Annotated in this window: 17 protein-coding genes; 8 read left to right on the top strand and 9 right to left on the bottom strand. The window is 70.5% G+C overall.

Annotated features, from left to right (window positions below; translation table 11 throughout):
* Positions 1 to 11: 11 nt before the first annotated feature.
* Positions 12 to 1,166 (top strand): M20 family metallopeptidase, encoded by a 1,155-nt coding sequence (locus tag DMB42_RS42375; RefSeq protein ID WP_312024801.1) that lies wholly within the window; start codon positions 12 to 14, stop codon positions 1,164 to 1,166.
* A gap of 51 nt (positions 1,167 to 1,217) precedes the next feature.
* Here the strand turns inward: DMB42_RS42375 and DMB42_RS42370 are convergent, their stop codons facing one another.
* Complete coding sequence (locus DMB42_RS42370; RefSeq protein ID WP_125645004.1) at positions 1,218 to 1,793, bottom strand: helix-turn-helix domain-containing protein; 576 nt, start codon at positions 1,791 to 1,793, stop codon at positions 1,218 to 1,220.
* A gap of 59 nt (positions 1,794 to 1,852) precedes the next feature.
* Between DMB42_RS42370 and DMB42_RS42365 the strand changes: the two genes are divergently transcribed.
* A complete protein-coding gene (locus tag DMB42_RS42365) occupies positions 1,853 to 3,178 on the top strand; it encodes a serine aminopeptidase domain-containing protein (protein ID WP_125645002.1) in 1,326 nt (441 codons plus the stop codon).
* A 207-nt stretch (positions 3,179 to 3,385) separates the two neighbouring features.
* Here DMB42_RS42365 and DMB42_RS42360 read toward each other — a convergent pair whose 3' ends face one another.
* Genes DMB42_RS42360 through DMB42_RS42345 form a run of 4 tightly spaced genes read right to left on the bottom strand, consistent with a single transcriptional unit; the run spans position 3,386 to position 7,473 of the window.
* The gene (locus DMB42_RS42360; RefSeq protein ID WP_221762592.1) at positions 3,386 to 4,417 is read right to left on the bottom strand and encodes a carbohydrate ABC transporter permease; all 1,032 of its coding nucleotides are present in this window, start codon (positions 4,415 to 4,417) and stop codon (positions 3,386 to 3,388) included.
* 4 nt (positions 4,418 to 4,421) lie between these two features.
* Positions 4,422 to 5,348 (bottom strand): carbohydrate ABC transporter permease, encoded by a 927-nt coding sequence (locus DMB42_RS42355; RefSeq protein ID WP_125645000.1) that lies wholly within the window; start codon positions 5,346 to 5,348, stop codon positions 4,422 to 4,424.
* Entirely contained in the window at positions 5,333 to 6,706 is a 1,374-nt protein-coding gene (locus DMB42_RS42350; protein ID WP_185845154.1) for an ABC transporter substrate-binding protein, read from the bottom strand. The genes DMB42_RS42355 and DMB42_RS42350 overlap by 16 nt, the downstream gene beginning before the upstream one ends.
* The gene (locus DMB42_RS42345; protein ID WP_125644996.1) at positions 6,703 to 7,473 is read right to left on the bottom strand and encodes a GntR family transcriptional regulator; all 771 of its coding nucleotides are present in this window, start codon (positions 7,471 to 7,473) and stop codon (positions 6,703 to 6,705) included. Before DMB42_RS42345 ends, DMB42_RS42350 begins: the two co-directional genes overlap by 4 nt.
* A gap of 134 nt (positions 7,474 to 7,607) precedes the next feature.
* Between DMB42_RS42345 and DMB42_RS42340 the strand changes: the two genes are divergently transcribed.
* Both DMB42_RS42340 and DMB42_RS42335 read left to right on the top strand, forming a co-directional pair.
* Positions 7,608 to 8,231 (top strand): polysaccharide deacetylase family protein, encoded by a 624-nt coding sequence (locus tag DMB42_RS42340; protein WP_185845153.1) that lies wholly within the window; start codon positions 7,608 to 7,610, stop codon positions 8,229 to 8,231.
* Between the two features lie 55 nt (positions 8,232 to 8,286).
* Entirely contained in the window at positions 8,287 to 9,306 is a 1,020-nt protein-coding gene (locus tag DMB42_RS42335; protein ID WP_125644992.1) for a zinc-binding dehydrogenase, read from the top strand.
* Between the two features lie 3 nt (positions 9,307 to 9,309).
* On the opposite strand, the gene DMB42_RS42330 is transcribed toward DMB42_RS42335, so the two are convergent.
* Entirely contained in the window at positions 9,310 to 10,374 is a 1,065-nt protein-coding gene (locus DMB42_RS42330; protein ID WP_125644990.1) for a hypothetical protein, read from the bottom strand.
* Between the two features lie 23 nt (positions 10,375 to 10,397).
* Entirely contained in the window at positions 10,398 to 11,303 is a 906-nt protein-coding gene (locus tag DMB42_RS42325) for a hypothetical protein (protein ID WP_125644988.1), read from the bottom strand.
* A gap of 235 nt (positions 11,304 to 11,538) precedes the next feature.
* Between DMB42_RS42325 and DMB42_RS42320 the strand changes: the two genes are divergently transcribed.
* On the top strand, positions 11,539 to 12,405 hold the full coding sequence (locus tag DMB42_RS42320) for a methyltransferase domain-containing protein (RefSeq protein ID WP_125644986.1): 867 nt from the start codon (positions 11,539 to 11,541) through the stop codon (positions 12,403 to 12,405).
* A gap of 22 nt (positions 12,406 to 12,427) precedes the next feature.
* Here DMB42_RS42320 and DMB42_RS42315 read toward each other — a convergent pair whose 3' ends face one another.
* Positions 12,428 to 12,808 carry a YbaB/EbfC family nucleoid-associated protein gene (locus tag DMB42_RS42315; RefSeq protein WP_125644984.1) on the bottom strand — a complete coding sequence of 127 codons (381 nt, stop codon included), beginning with the start codon at positions 12,806 to 12,808 and terminating at the stop codon, positions 12,428 to 12,430.
* Between the two features lie 10 nt (positions 12,809 to 12,818).
* Positions 12,819 to 13,208 carry a YbaB/EbfC family nucleoid-associated protein gene (locus DMB42_RS42310; RefSeq protein ID WP_185845152.1) on the bottom strand — a complete coding sequence of 130 codons (390 nt, stop codon included), beginning with the start codon at positions 13,206 to 13,208 and terminating at the stop codon, positions 12,819 to 12,821.
* Between the two features lie 84 nt (positions 13,209 to 13,292).
* On the opposite strand from DMB42_RS42310, the gene DMB42_RS42305 reads away from it, so the two are divergent.
* From DMB42_RS42305 to DMB42_RS42295, 3 genes are read left to right on the top strand one after another with little or no spacing between them, the layout of a single operon-like run.
* Entirely contained in the window at positions 13,293 to 13,607 is a 315-nt protein-coding gene (locus tag DMB42_RS42305; RefSeq protein ID WP_185845151.1) for a hypothetical protein, read from the top strand.
* Positions 13,598 to 14,485, top strand: a complete 888-nt coding sequence (locus DMB42_RS42300) for a hypothetical protein (RefSeq protein ID WP_125644978.1) — start codon at positions 13,598 to 13,600, stop codon at positions 14,483 to 14,485. The genes DMB42_RS42305 and DMB42_RS42300 overlap by 10 nt, the downstream gene beginning before the upstream one ends.
* 6 nt (positions 14,486 to 14,491) lie before the next feature.
* Positions 14,492 to 15,163: a hypothetical protein gene (locus DMB42_RS42295; protein WP_125644976.1), complete on the top strand. Its 672-nt coding sequence runs from the start codon at positions 14,492 to 14,494 to the stop codon at positions 15,161 to 15,163.
* Positions 15,164 to 15,178: the final 15 nt, after the last annotated feature.

Here is a 15,178-nt window from a genome sequence, read left to right as displayed (position 1 = left end):
CCGGCCTGTTGGTGTCCCTGCGCCGAGCGCTGCACGCCGATCCTGAGCTGGGTCTGGCGTTGCCCCGTACCCAGCGGCGGGTGATGGAGGGACTGGCCGGGCTCCCACTGGAGATCACTCTGGGAGCAGCCTCGACCTCGGTGACCGCGGTGCTGCGCGGCGGCCGCCCCATCGTTGAGCGGCCGGTCGTCCTCCTGCGCGCCGACATGGACGCATTGCCGATCCAGGAGAGTACAGAGCTTCCCTACGCCTCCCGCAACCAGGGCGTGATGCACGCCTGCGGCCACGACCTGCACACCGCGATGCTCGTGGGCGCGGCGCACCTGCTGTGCGCCGTTCGTGACGACCTGCCGGGCGATGTGATCCTGATGTTCCAGCCGGGAGAGGAGGGGCACGACGGAGCAGCCGCGATGATCTCCGAGGGGGTGCTCGAGGCGGCCGGCGCACCGCCGCTCGCGGCGTACGCGCTGCACGTGCAGTCCGTACGGCGGGCCGGCGTGTTCGCCACCCGTGCCGGAACCGTGTTGTCGGGCACGGCGCGGATGCGCGTCACCGTGCACGGCAAGGGCGGCCACGGCGCCGTACCGCATCGTGCGCTCGACCCCGTGCCGCCGCTCGCCGAGATGATCACGGCCGTCCACGCCCTGGTGACACGCAGGTTCGACGCCTTCGACCCGGTGGTCGTGACCGTCGGCCACGTGTCGGCCGGATCCCACGGCACCGCCATCCCCGCCTCGGCCTGCTTCGAGGCCACGATCCGCACCTATTCCGAACGTAATCGCGCCTCCGCCCGCCGTCTGCTGTGCGAGCTGGTCACGGGCATAGCGGCGGCGCACGGGACCACAGCGGAGATCGACTACGACGCCGAGCTGCCGGTCACCGTCACCGACCCCGCGGAGACCGCCTTCGCGAGCGACACGATCGAACAGCTTTGGGGCGCCCAACGACTGGCCGCGATGCCCCACCCGCATCCCGCCTCCGAGGACTTCTCCCGCGTGCTGGCGCGGGTGCCCGGGGCTTTCGTGTTCCTGGGCGCGCGCCCGGCACGCCTGGGCCGCGACGAGGCGGAGGAGAACCACTCGCCACGCGCGGAGTTCGACGACGTGGTGCTGGACGACGGCGCGCGGCTGCTGGCCGAACTCGCGGTACGGCGACTGGACGCGTAACGCACCGCCTTCCACCGACGCCTCTGGGCGACATCGTGCCGCCGCGATCGCTCATGTACGTGGGTCAGGGCGCTCCGGGTCCGGTTCGGAGTCGGCGGGTGGCTGCTCGACCGGGAAGAAGATCGGGCTGAGCAGGTGTTGTGTGCGGTCCGGCGTTGGCTGATTGGTCAACAGGGGCAGGATCACGCGACGGAACTCGATGATCATCTTTTCCAGCTCGCCGCGGGTGAGCCAGATGGCGTGCTGCCGGTAGCCGACGAGGTCCGCCACCGGGTCGGCCTCCTCATGGTCGAGATAGGCGTTGAATTCGGCGACCAGGACGGCCATCGAGGTGGCGAAAGCACGCCGGTGGTCGTCGGGCGTCATGGCCGCGAGCACATCGGCGTCGAGGACGGCTCGGTCGTGGCGTAGCCGGTAGCGGCGCTCCACCGCGCCGCGCACCCGCCTCTCGCCCGCCACTTCCAGGATCCCGCTGGCGGCGAGCAGGTCGACGTGCCGATAGACCATGGCCTTCGAAGTGTCGGGGATCCGCGCGCACAGCTGGCCGGTGGTGAGTTCCCGCTCTCCGCGCATCGCGTGCACGATCCGCAGCCGTACCGGATGCGCCAGTAGCTCCAAAGTGTCCACGATCCAACAGTCTCATGCTGTGCTACCGTTCGCAAAACAGTAGAAAGGATGGGGTTGGGATGACCACGGAAACGGATCCAGCGGCGATCGCCACGGCGATCGTCGAGATGGCGCGGAGCGGACGCTTCGCGGACATTGAGACGTTGTTCGCCCCGCCGCTACGAGCGGCGGTCTCCGCTGAGACGCTGCAGGTCGCCTGGGAGAGCCAGCTCTCCAGGATCGGGGCGATCTCCGCGATCGGGACGCCGATCAGCGAGCCGGCCCCCGACAGCGGGGTGACCGCCACGGGGAAGGCCGAGCTGGTCAAGGTGAGCGTCCCGGTGACGTACGAACGTGGCGGACTGACGGTGGTCATGACGGTCGACGAGACCGGCCTGCTGCAGGACCTGCGGCTCGCACCTCCGCTCGCCGAGCCGTGGACGCCGCCCCCGTACGCCCGCCGCAAGAGGTTCGACGAGCACGAGGTCACCGTGGGCGCCGGCGCGCTGGCCGTACCCGGCACGTTGAGCCTGCCGCGCGGGCGCGGCCCGTGGCCCGCGGTGGTGCTGCTCAGCGGCGGCGGACCGTTCGACCGGGACGCCACCAGCGGCCCCAACAAGCCCCTCAAGGACCTTGCCTGGGGGCTGGCCGGCCGCGGCGTGGCGGTGCTGCGCTTCGACAAGGTCACCCATACCCACGCCGCCGAGGTGGCGGCGGACCGGGGCTTCACGATGAGCGATGAGTACGTCCCGCACGCCGTCGCGGCCATCCGCCTCCTCCAGGGCCACCCTGCCGTCGACGCCGCGCGGGTGTTCGTCGCGGGTCACAGCATGGGCGGCAAGGTCGCCCCGCGGGTCGCCGCCGCCGAGCCGTCGGTGGCCGGACTGGTGCTCCTGGCCGGTGACACCCAGCCCATGCATCAGGCCGCCGTCCGCGTCGTCCGCCATCTCGCCTCGCTCGATCCCGGCGCGCAGGCCGCGGTCGAGGCGATCACGCGGCAGGCCGCCCGGGTCGACAGCCCTCAGCTGTCGGCCGAGACACCCGCCGCGGAGCTGCCGTTCGGGTTCTCCGGGGCGTACTGGCTCGACCTGCGCGGTTACGACCCGGTCGCGGCCGCGGCCGCGCTGGACAAGCCGATGCTCATCCTGCAGGGCGGCCGCGACTACCAGGTGACCGTCGCCGACGACCTCGCGGGCTGGCAGGCAGGACTCGCCCACCGTACGGACGTCACCATCCGCGTCTACGACGCCGACGACCACCTGTTCTTCCCCGGCTCAGGCCCGTCCACCCCCGCGGACTACGACAGGCCCCAGCACGTGGACGCGGCCGTGGTCACCGACATCGCCGACTGGCTGGCGTCGCGGCAACCGGCGATCGCCCGGCTCCTGTCGGCCTTCAAACGCTGACCACTCCCCCTGGCAGGAAAGGCACGGCAGTGATCGACGAAACCGCCTCCTCCCCCGCGGAACACCAGCTTGACTGGCTGCTGGACGCCTCCTGACGCGGTCCGCCGCTGGACGGCGAGATCCGTCGGCACCTGGCCCCGGCCCTGCTGGAGGCGAGCGGCGGACCGGACGGGTTCAACGCCGCACTTGCCGCGGTGGGCGCTGGGGTCATTTCTCCACCCCGGTGCTCATGATGCCGCGCACGAACGTGCGCTGGAAGCAGATGAAAAGGATCACCGGTACGGCGATCGTCATCATGGCGCCGGCCTGGATGTAGGCGGGTTTCGTCGAGTACAGGCCGTTGAAGGCGGCCAGGCCCACCTGCAGCGGCTGGAGTTCGGGCCGGCCGGACAGGTAGATGAGCGGGGTGAAGTAGTCGTTCCAGGTGTAGACGAAGTTGAACAGGGTGACGGCGGTGATCGCCGGCCACGCCTGCGGCACGATCACCGAACGCAACGTGCGCAGCGGTCCGGCACCGTCGATCGCGGCCGCTTCGTCCATCTCGCGCGGGATCGTCAGGAAGTACTGCCGTAGCAGAAAGACGCTGTAGGCGTTGGCGAAGAAGGTCGGTACGAGCAGCGGCAGCCAGGTGCCGACCCACCCGATCTGCGCGAAGATCGCGTAGGTCGGGATCATCGTCACCGCGGCGGGCAGGAAGATCGTGGTGATGAGCAGGGTGAACAGCGGTCCGCGGCCGGGGAAGCGGAAGCGGGCGAAGCCGTAGGCGACCAGCGTGCACGACAGAACGGTCCCGATCGTGCTGATCACCGCCAGTGCGATGGTGTTGAACAGCAGCCGGGGGAAGTCGATGAGTTTCCAGACCGCGGCGTAGTTCGACCATTGCGGCGCCAGGGTCCAGCTGGGTTCGAGGGTGCGCCAGGAGCCGCGCCAGGTGACGGTTCCCTGCTCGGGCGCCGCCGGGTCGACGAACTCGCTCTCGGCGCGCCCCTTCTTCACCAGGGCGAGTTCGCGGACCGCGCCGTCGAGCGGCACCTGGTACACGTCGTACCGCCGGCCCTCGTGGGTGAAGGTGCGCGGGTCGGACGGCAGCAGCGGCGCGTGCGCCTGGCTGACCTGCCGTTCGCTCTTCAGCGACGACAGCGTCATCTGGACGAGAGGCGACAGGAACGCCGCGACGATGCCGAACATCACGATCGTCATCAGCGCTGCCCGGATGCGGCGGGCCGCGTACGGGGTCACCGGGTCACCTTTCACTCGTGTAGTGGACCCAGCGCCTGGACAGCCGGAACAGCACCAGGGTCACGACGAGGGTGATGACGAACAGCAGCCACGCCAGCGTCGAGCCGTAGGACATCTCCTGATAGGTGAAGAAGGTCTGGTACAGGTAGAGGTTGAAGAAGCGGGTCGCGCCGCCGGGGTCGCCGCTGCCGTCGAAGAGCACCAGCGGGACGAGGAAGTACTGCATGACCTCGACGACCGCGAGGATCATCGTGTAGAAGATCACCGGTGACATCATCGGGATCGTCACGTGCCACAACTGGCGCCACCATCCGGCGCCGTCGAGGCGGGCGGCGTCGTACAACTCGGTGGGGATGCCGCGCAACCCCGCCAGGTTGATGATGATGCCCGAGCCCAACCCCCACAGGCCGATCATGACGAGCCCGGGGATCACCCAGGCGGGGTCGCTCAGCCAGCTCGGCGGGTCGCCCACGCCGAGCAGGCGCAGCGCGGTGTTGATCCATCCGTCGTCGACCAGCATGTTCTGCCAGATCAGCGCGCCGGCCACGAACGGCACCACGTACGGCATGAACAGCAGCACCCGCAACAGCCCGGCGCCGCGCACGTACTTGCTGTTGACCGCGACCGCGAGCAGGAACGGCAAGGCGATGACCAGCGGCAGCCAGAGCAGGGCGAAGCGGGCGGTCACCCACAGCGAGGCCCACGCCTGCTGGTCGGCGAAGAGCCGCTGGTAGTTCGCCAGGCCGACGAACATGAGCGGCTCCTGCTCGGCCAGCGAGATGTTGAGGAAGGTGAAGACGAACGTGGCCGCCATCGGAAGCGCCGTGAACGCGAGGAACCCGATGATCCACGGAAGGACGAACAGGAATCCGTACCGGGCCTCCCGGCGGGCCACCCGGGACATCGCCTCGCCTCTCATGAGCGGTTCCACGCCGCCTGGATCTCCTCGCGCATCTCCTTGAGCTGGGCGTTCATGTCGAGCCCGCCCTTGGTCATCCAGCGGCTCCGGTAGGTGCCGAGGATGGTGAGCGTCTGGTTGTACTTGGGCGTGTACGACTCCGAGTGCGGGTTGTCGGCGAACGCCACGCTGTCCTTGACGACCTGCCAGTCGACCTTGTTGGTGAACTGCCCGGCCAGCTTGGCGAAGAAGGCGTCCTGGTAGGCGGTACGGGCGGGCATCGCGCCGTACGCGGAGAGCAGTTCCTGGGCGGCCGGTCCGACCAGGTACGTCAGGAACTCGAAGGCCTCGGCGGGGTGCTTGCTGCCGGCCAGGATCCGGAAGGTGTCCGCGCTGGTGGGTGAGGTGGTCCTGCCGTCGTACGAGGGCATCGCGGCCAGGTCCCAGTCGTCGCCGGCGCCGGCCACGCCGTAGGTGGACCACAGGAAGTTGACGCTCATCGCGACGTGCCCGGAGAAGAAGGCGGCGCCGTCCCCGTTGAACTGCTCGGAGTCGAAGACGGGGCCGGTCATGATGAACCGGTCCTTCCACATGCCGTCGTAGAAGAAGCGCCAGGCGTCGGCCCAGGCGTCGGGGATCTTCACGGTCTTGCCGTCGCCCGTGTCCAGTGATCCGGCGGCGAAGGCGGCGCCCTGGTAGCGCAGGTCGTCGCGGGCCGGCTCGAAGCCGTACTGCACGATCTCGCCGGGGTTGAATCCCGCCTGGGTGGCGTCTTTCCCGTTCTTGTCGACGGTGAGCCTGAGGGCCAGTTCCCTGAGCGTGTCGTAGTTCCACTCGCTCTGGCGGCCGTCGGGCCAGGTGTACTTCTCGCCGTACTTGTGCGGCGGCTCGGCCAGACCGGCCTCCTCGAACATGTCGGCCTTGTAGTACAGGGTCGACGGGTAGATCGCGAACGGGATTCCCTCCTGCACGGAGCCGATCCGGTAGAGGTCGGCGCTGCCCTTGGCGTACGGGCTGAGGTCGAAGCCGCTGGACTTGATGAGGGGAGCCAGATCGAGCCACTGGCCGTGGAAGGCGGCGGCGCCGCCGACACCGACGGGACCGGCGAGGTCGGGCCCGTTGCCGGAGGCGATCTGGGTGGCGAGCGTGTCGCGGGCGGAGTTGTACGGGACGACCTCGAGCTTCACCCTGATCCTGCGCTGGCCGGCGTGGAACTTTTCGATCACCTTCTGCTGCGCCTTGACCTGTTCGGCCTGCTCGCCGGTGCCGAGACAGCAGTACCAGCGCAGCTCCACCGCCGCGGCGTCACCGCTCGGCGGGGAGGCGGATCCGCAGGCGGCCAGTGCCACGGCTAAGACGATCGCGACCAGGGCGCGCGACAACCGATTCACATGTCTCTCCCGATGCTGGGGTCTGGGGGGCGAGCGATGGAGAGTTCGAAGGAGAGGCGGGCGCGGTCGCCTCTCACGTAACTGCGGGTGAATTCGATGGGCTCGTCGCCGGGGCCGAAGGCGACCCCCTCGACGAGCATGGCGGGGCGTTCCACCGGCTGGTCGAGCAGGTGGGCCTCGTGGGCGCGCAGCCGTACCGGCTCGATGACCTCGCGGGCGCGTACGATCCTGGCCCCGTAGTGCTCGGCCAGCAGGCTGTAGAGGGAGTTGCGTTCGAGGTCATGGTCGAGCAGCCCGGCGAAGCGGTCGGCCGGCAGGTAGACCTGCTCCAGAATCAGCGGCTCGCCGTTGGCGATGCGCAGGCGCTCAAGGTAGATGACCTGCGCGCCGGCGGCCAGGGCCAGTGCGGCGGCGACCATCTCCCCCGGCCTCTCGATCCCGGACCCGACCAGCCTGGTGTCCGGGTCCATGCCGTGCATGTGCATGAGGTCGGCGAAGCTCTGGCTGGTGCCCATGTCGACCTCCAGCCGGGAATGCAGGACGAACGTGCCACGTCCGCGGGTGCGCTCCAGGCGGCCTTCGCGGGCCAGTTCGGCCAGGGCCCGCCGTACGGGGATGAGGCTGCATCCGTAGCGGCGGGCCAGCTCTCTTTCCGGTGGCAAGCGGTCTCCCGCCTGCCATTCCCCCTGGTCGAGCGCGGTGCTCAGGTCCAGGTAGACCTGGTGGTGGAGGGGAATCGGACCGGCCTCAAGCCGATAGCGCGCCATCGGGTGTTCGCTTTCTTCCGGAATCTGCCAAGCAGTTGTTTGATGACAATGTTGTCAGCAACACTGATCACAGCCGCTACCTCTGTCAAGCTCCGTCAAGGCGGCACCCCCCGAAGCAGAGGCAGGTACAAGGCGTGACGAAGTCGCCCCGAACCCGACCGGCGCCCTGGCGAGTGGCGCTGACCTTCGACGTCGAGCACGGCGACCGGCCCGCCCACCCGGACGGCACCCGGCACGTGCTCGAAACGCTCACCGAGCGCGAGGCCGTGGGGACCATGTTCGTCCAAGGGCGCTGGGCCCAGGCGAACCCCTCGCTGGCCGAGGACCTGGCCGCCCGCGGGCACCTGATCGGCAACCACTCCCATCACCACGCGCCGATGAGCTGGCTGTCGCCCAAGGCCTTCAAGCAGGACGTACAGCTCGCCCAACGCGCCATCCGCCGCGCCACCGGCCACGACCCGCGTCCCTGGTTCCGCTGCCCGTTCGGCGACGGCAGCGAGGATCCGGCCGTCCGGTCCGCACTGGACCGGCTCGGCTACCAGGAGACGAGCTGGCACGTGGACCCGTTCGACTGGCGCGGAAAGGCCACCGGACCGAGCGTCGCCCGCCTGGTCATCGAGCAGGCCACCGCGCACGGCGACGGCACCGTGGTGCTGCTCCATCCATGGACCAAGGCCACCGGCCGTGCTCTGCCGCTGGTCATCGACGGGCTGCGCGCGGCCGGCGCCCGCTTCGTTCGCATGGACGAACTCGCATGAACCGCCCACGCGCGAGCGCGGGCCGCGGGCAGACCGGACACTTTGGGAGGGACCAATGAGGTCGTTGTTCGTGGAGTTCCCGAAACCGGGCGAGGTGCGAGTGGCGCGCGAGGACGTCACCCCTCCGGGCTTCGGCGAAGTGTTGTGCCGCACCACGCTGTCACTGATCAGCCCCGGCACCGAGCTGGCCTGCCTGCGCGGCGAGTTCGACCCGGACACCAACTGGGAGGAGTGGGTGCGTTACCCGTTCCGGCCCGGGTACAGCATGGCCGGGATCGTGGAGGCGGTCGGCGAAGGCGTCACGTCGTTGCGGCCCGGTGACCGCGTGCAGAGTTACGCGCCCCACCAGGAACTGGTCACACTCACCGAGCGCGAGGTCCGGCTGCTGCCCGGCGGCGTGACGGACGAGGAGGCGGTGTGGGTCCCCCTCGTCGTCACCGCGGCGGCGGGCACCGCCAGAGCCGCGATCACCCTGGGCGAGACCGTCGTGGTCCTGGGACTCGGCCCGGTGGGTCAGCTGGTCGTCCAGTACGCGGTCGCGCATGGAGCCGCCCGCGTCGTCGCCGTCGACACCGATGCCAGGCGGCTCGACCTGGCGCGAGCGAGCGGGGCGAGCGACCTGCTCGCGGCCACCGCCGCCGACGCCCGCGCCGCCGTCGCCGACCTGACCGGCGGCCGACTCGCCGAGGTGGTCTTCGACGTCACCGGCAACCCCGCCGTACTCTCCCAGGCGGTACGGCTGGCCCGCACGCTGGGCCGTGTCGTCCTTCTCGGCGACACGCCCACGCCGTCCCGGCAGATGCTCGGCCCCGGCGTGGTCAGCAACTCGCTGACCATCCTCGGGGCGCACGCCGACCTCGTCTCCGACGACCCGTCAGCCGGCCCGCTCAACCGCGACGCGGTGACCGGGTTGTACTTCCGCCGCCTCGCCTCCGGCACGTTCCGAACCGCCGGAATGATCTCCGAACGGGTGTCCCCCAAGGACGCGGCAGCCGTCTACGCACGCCTGCGGGACGGCGGCGCACCGGCCGGAGCGCTCTGCTTCGACTGGACCGACACGAAGGGAGAACAGTAACCGTCAAGATCCTGGTTGTCGCCGGCGCCGGCAGCAGTCATCGACCGCACCACCGGGGCGCGGCTGACCGGCGATCCGCAGAGTGTCGAGGCCGTGGGCTACACGGGGTCGGGACCGAGGTCGAGTGCCGGTTCGAGGCCGGGGAAGTCCCGGACGGCGGTGGCGAACTCCTGGAACAACAACCACTGGTCCCTGGTGATGATCCAGTCCTTGGTGATGCTGCCCGTAACCGTGCCCATCGCGCGGACCTGGGCGTCGCCGCCGGTCAGCTCGAAGACCGGGCCTCCGCTGTCGCCGCTGTTGGAGCTGTCGACCCGCTGCTTGGCCGAGACCATGTTGCTGTAGCACTCCTGGTTGCCGTAAGTAGGTGAATCCCCATCCGACCACCGGCTTGGTGAAGTCATTGACGCCGGGGGTGCCGTCCCACATCCTGCCCTTGCCCTTGCCCGTGCCCACGAGGCCGGTGATGCGGATGAGCAGGAGGTCGTGGGCGACGTTCTCCTGCTCGGCGACGCCGATGACCTGGCCCGCGCCGTCACTGAACACGTCGCCGGGAGCGCCGCAGTGCCCGGCCGTCAGCAGGTAGCGGGTCGAGCCGATGTACACGGGGAAGCCGCCGGTGCAGTTGTAGCGCAGGACGGGGCTCCCGCCGCAGCCGGCGACGCCGCCGAAGGTGTCGTTGGCGATCGCCACGCCGCCGTACCAGGGGACGTTGTCGTCACAGCGGGACGTGAGCTGCAGCGGCTCCTGCGCGACCACCTGGACCGGGACCCCCACGTCCGGCAGCGCCTGCCGTACGAGGGACTTGTCCTTCTCCTCGACCGCCGCGGTGAGGCCGCTGCCGTCGAACGGCATCTGGACGGCGTGGACGCGGCCACCCTTCCCGGTGCCAGAGGCGGCCCAGAGCCGGTCGGAGGCCGCGCTCAGTTCGCTCTCCGAGTACGCGGCCGGGCGTACCTCCACCGGGGCGATCTTCTCGGCCCGGTGGATCGCGGCCCGGATCGGGCCGGGGACCTTGCCCTTCCACGGGTTGGGTGCCGGTCCGGACGTCTTCACCGACGGCCGCACGGCGGCGTGTGCTCATGCCCGGGTCAGCACCCGTCGGTCCGCGCTCCGGGGACGGCGGTGGCAGGGGCCGCGGGCAGGCCGGGCTGGGCCCAGAGCAGGTAGGAGACGGCACCGGCGTCCGCGGCGGAGCCGATCCAGAAGACGTCGGTCTGCTTCGGAACGGCGAGGCCGTAGTGCCCGGCGTTGGTCCTGACGCACCAGGAGCGGTCCTGGGTTCCCGACTGCCAGTCCTGGAACTCGTTCGTCCAGGCCGTGGAGGGCATGGACATGCAGGCGTGCAGCGTCGGCCGGCCGGGCCCGGCGAACCGGGCGGCCGCCGCCCCGTTGACCAGCTTCGGACCTACGTCGAAGCCGAACGTCTCGACCCGGATGTCCGCCGCTCGGGCTTCGGGCGAGTCGTCCGGCGAGGTGTGGCCCGTGTCGAGGTCGAGGGAGCCGTCCAGGTCGCCGGGGACGGTGCCGCGCACCGCGACCTCGTCGCCGTTCCCGGCGTCGGTGACGGTGACCTCCGCCGCGGTGCCGCGCGGGATGATCACCTTGATCTGCCGTTCCTTGACGTAGAGGTCCACGTGCTTGAGCTGCGCGCCGTTCACGCTGACCTTGAGCTCGTGATCGGTGCCGAGCTCGAACACGCTCGTCCGCCGCTGCCCGTGGAGTGTCTGCTCGATCAGCAGCCACGTCCTGTCCTTCGGTACCGCGTGCTCGATGAGGTATCGCGCCAGGGCGTCCGCCGCGAACAGGCCGAGACTGACCGCGATCCCCGGGATCGCCTTCGGCACCACCTCAGGCAGGACGGCGAGCACGATGGGCGAATAGGCCTCGTAGACGCCGGCGATCGCCTTCGAGGCGCAGTCGCTCTGGTCGCAGCCCGAGATCAGGCCGCCGATCAGCACACAGGTGACGGCTACGGATGCTGTGTGTCGAGACATAATTCGTCCCCCGCCGGTCGCGCGGCCCCGCTCCAGGATCGGCCTGCGTCCGCGCCCTGGCAAGAGCAGGCGGCTCCGCTGTCGCGCGAACCCTGGCGGCCGAACGTACGTGTCAGATCGACCGCGTGGACGACAGGCCTTGGAACCTCACCCGAATGCGAAGGACATGCCTCCATCAGACGTGAGGTACCCCTTCATGCTGACACAGCACGCGGAAGATCGTGAGAATGCAGGCATGAGTTCATCGCAGCCCCTCGCCGCCCCCGGGTCCGAGCCGGACCACCGCTATCTGCTCGACAACGCCCGGGTGGAGGCGGGCGAGCGGTTCACCTGGCTGGCCGAGTTGTTCGACGGTGTCACACGAGGGCACTTCGACCGGCTCGGAGTGAAGGCGGGCTGGCGCTGCTGGGAAGTCGGTGCCGGAGGCCCCGGCATCCCCGAGGCACTCGCCACGGCCGTCGGACCGACCGGTTACGTGCTGGCCACGGACATCAATCCGGCCTGGCTGGACCCGCACGGCCGGTACGAGGTGCGCCGGCACGACGTCGTCGGGGACCCGCCGCCGCAGCCAGGCACGTTCGACCTGGTACACGCCCGGCTCGTGCTCGTCCACGTACCCGACCGTGCCCGGGCGCTGGCGACGATGGTGGCGGCGCTGCGTCCCGGTGGCTGGCTCTTGGTCGAGGACGCCGACACCGAACTGCAGCCGCTGGCCTGCCTCGACGAGGTCGGCCCGGCGCAGCAGCGCGCCAACCGGCTGCGGCGCGCCGTGCGGGAGTTGCTGACCCGCCGCGGCGCCGACCTGCGCTACGGCCGTACGCTGCCGCGGGCGTTGCGTACGGCCGGCCTGGTCGATGTCACGGCGGCCGGCTGCTTCCCGGTCGGCGGGGTGGCCTGCGACCGGCTGGAGACCGCGACGGTGCGCATGGTCCGCGCCGAGCTGCTCGCCGCCGGGTTGGCCGACGACGCCGAGATCGACGCGCACCTGGCCGCCGTCGATGCCGGCGAGCTCGACCTCACCCTCGCGCCGCTGATCTCGGCATGGGGACGCCGCCCGGGACAGCCCGCGGCCTCCGGGCCGCGCTCAGCCACAGGCCGGTGAAAACGGACTCTGGACCGGCTGTTCATGCCCGCTCGCTGCCGAGCAGCCGTTCCAGCTCGGCCTGCGTCCGGTCCGGGTCGTAGCCGGGGACGGCCTCGCGCATGAGGTCGTGGGTGCGCCGCCGGCCGTCGGCGGCCGCCGCCCGTACCGCCGCGAGTGTCTCCTCGGCCAGGTCCTGGCCGCCCAGCCGCAGGGCGCGCTGGTCGTAGCGCACGTCGAGGACGCGTCCGTCCGCGTCGACGGTCACCCGTACGTGGCCCGACGGCCCCTCTCCGGTGCCGACGACGGCCCGCAACTCCTCCTGCGCCGACTCCAGCCAGGCCAGCATGCGCTCGCCTTGGCGGGCGGCCTCGTCCAGCTCACGTTCGCTGATGTTGGCGGGGTCGATCTCCGGCCCGAACACGCTCGGCCTCCTAGTAAAGGTCGTTGATTGCCTGCTCGACCCGCGCACGTACGAAGGTCTCGTCCAGAGGCGCCGGAACGGCGCCGGTGGCGTCCCGCACCCCGTCGGCGATCTCCCGCGCCTGCCGCCCGGCGTCGTCCTGCGCGGCCCGCAGCACCTCGGCGGTCTTCCTGCCGAGCGCGGCCTCGTCGAGCCGCAGCGCCCGGGGGTCGATGCGCAGGCGGGTGGGGACGCCGTGACCGTCGGCGGACGCCTCGACCAGCCCGTCGTCGCTCTGCGCGCGGCCCTCCACCTGATCGATGGACGACCGGGCGTCGTGCAGCGCCTGGATGGCACGGCGGCTCTGGGCGACGTACTGGTGCAGGTACTCGGCGTCGTCCTGCGGCGCTGGTGAACGCATGTCGACCTCCGGCAGCCAATCGAGTGAACGTTCAGTGTAGAGGTAAACGTCTGTGCCGGATTTGACTGGATATGCTTTCTGGACATGACGGGATTTGAGATCGCCACGGGGGCGCTGGGACGGGACGGCACGTACGTCACCGGACATGGGGCGAACTACGACGCCGCGGTCATGCGGCTGCAGCAACGAGGGAGCGGCGCCCGCACCTTCGGCGGCGAGGGACTGTTCGCCACCATCATCGCCTCCTACAACGAATGCCTGCAGACCTCGCTCGGCGCGCTGACGGGGATCGGCGGGCAGATCGCCGAGACCGGCGAAGGACTGCGTACGGTGGCGAGGAACACCCAGGCGGCGGAGAGCGCCACCATCGAGAGCTTCGAGAGCCCCGCATGGCGGTGACGCTCGACCCGCACGTGGCGGGCTTCCTCAACCTCATCGGTTTCCCCTGGCCGAACGACAACGAGGACGAGTGGCGCCTTGAGGCGGACGACTGGCGCGTCGTCCTCGCCGCGTCGTCGACCCAGGGGGCGTCGGCCGACGAGCGGATTCGCGGCGCGCAGCAGGTCTACCAGGGCGACTCGGCCACGCAACTGGCGAGCCATTGGAACCAGGTCGGCGACGGCGGCGGCCACATCTCCCAGGCCGCCTCCGCGGCGAAGGTCGCGCCGACCGTCCTCGACGGCACCGCGAACGTGGTCAGCGCGGTCAAGGTGGCCGTGGGCACGCAGGCCGCGTACGGACTGACCGCCGCCACCCAGGCGCTGCTGTTCGGCGGCGCGGCGGGCGGCCTGCTCGCCCTCGCACGCATGCAGATGACCCGCCACGCCGTGGGCAAGGTGGCGCTCGAAGGCGCCGAGGGCACCGCCAGGGGGCTGGCCCCGGTGCTGAGCGGCCGGGTGACCGAGACCATGCGCCGCATCATGAAGGAGATGGAGAAGCGGCCGCACGCCCGCGACGGCATGCTCCAGATCCGGCGCAGACGCGGAGGCGGCGGCGGTGGCAACAAGGGCGGGAAGGGCGGCGGCTACGACGCGAACGCCTCGGCGAGCTACGACTCCGCCGCGCAGCGCATGCACGGCAGGTTGCCCAACAGCAACGACGTCAGCAAGATGACACCGGAGCAGGCCAGACAGGCGGCGGCCGAGGTCAAGGACAGCATCCTGACGCGGAAGATGAACGAGGCCCGTCTCGGCCGGGACCCCGGACACGCCGCCCGGCTGGAGAACGAGCAGAAGCTCCTGAACGACCTTGAGCGCAAGGCCAACGAGGGGAAATAACGCGAGATGCAGACACAGACGGGCGACGACCTGATGGCGCGCGTCCTCGCCCGCCCCATCGACGACGAGGCTCTCGGCCAGGCCGCCAACGACCTGCTCGACGAGCTGCTCGGCGGGTATCCCGTCGAGAACCTGCGCATCCTGTTGCGCAGCGGCGACGACGACGCCGTGCAGACCGGGGCCTGGCTGCTTTCGGAGCTGGGTGAGCAGGCCGCGCCGCTGCTGGACGAGGTTCCCGGACTGCTGGCCCACGAGCGGCATCAGGTGCGGTTCCACGCCGTCGAGTTCGTGCTGCTGGCCGCGGACGAGCGGCACGCCGACCTCATCGCCCAAACCCTCACCCTGAGCCGGGCCTCCGACACCGCCATCCGGTGGAAGGTCCTGCACTTCCTGGCGATGGCCTCGACCGAACAACTCATGGCGGGGCTGTCACGGCTGGCCGACCCCGAGATCGGACGGCTCACGGCCGGGCTCGTCGCCTCCGACACCGAAGATCCCGACCCGGGCGAGGTCGTCGCCGCGCTGGAGGGCGACGACCCGGTGGCCCGCCTGTTCGCCGCGGCGATCGCGACGCGCATGGCCGAGGACGACGGGGCGCTGCTGCGGCTCGCCGCCAGGGTGGCTGACGAGGAGGTCAGCTCGTTCGCGCAGTGGCAGCTCATGAGGCTCCAGGAGTAGCGCCTAGACATGACC

The organism is Nonomuraea sp. WAC 01424 (assembly GCF_003947315.1).
GTDB lineage: Bacteria > Actinomycetota > Actinomycetes > Streptosporangiales > Streptosporangiaceae > Nonomuraea > Nonomuraea spiralis.
Note: the sequence above shows the minus strand (reverse complement) of the source record. Positions and strands in the feature narration are given on the sequence as shown.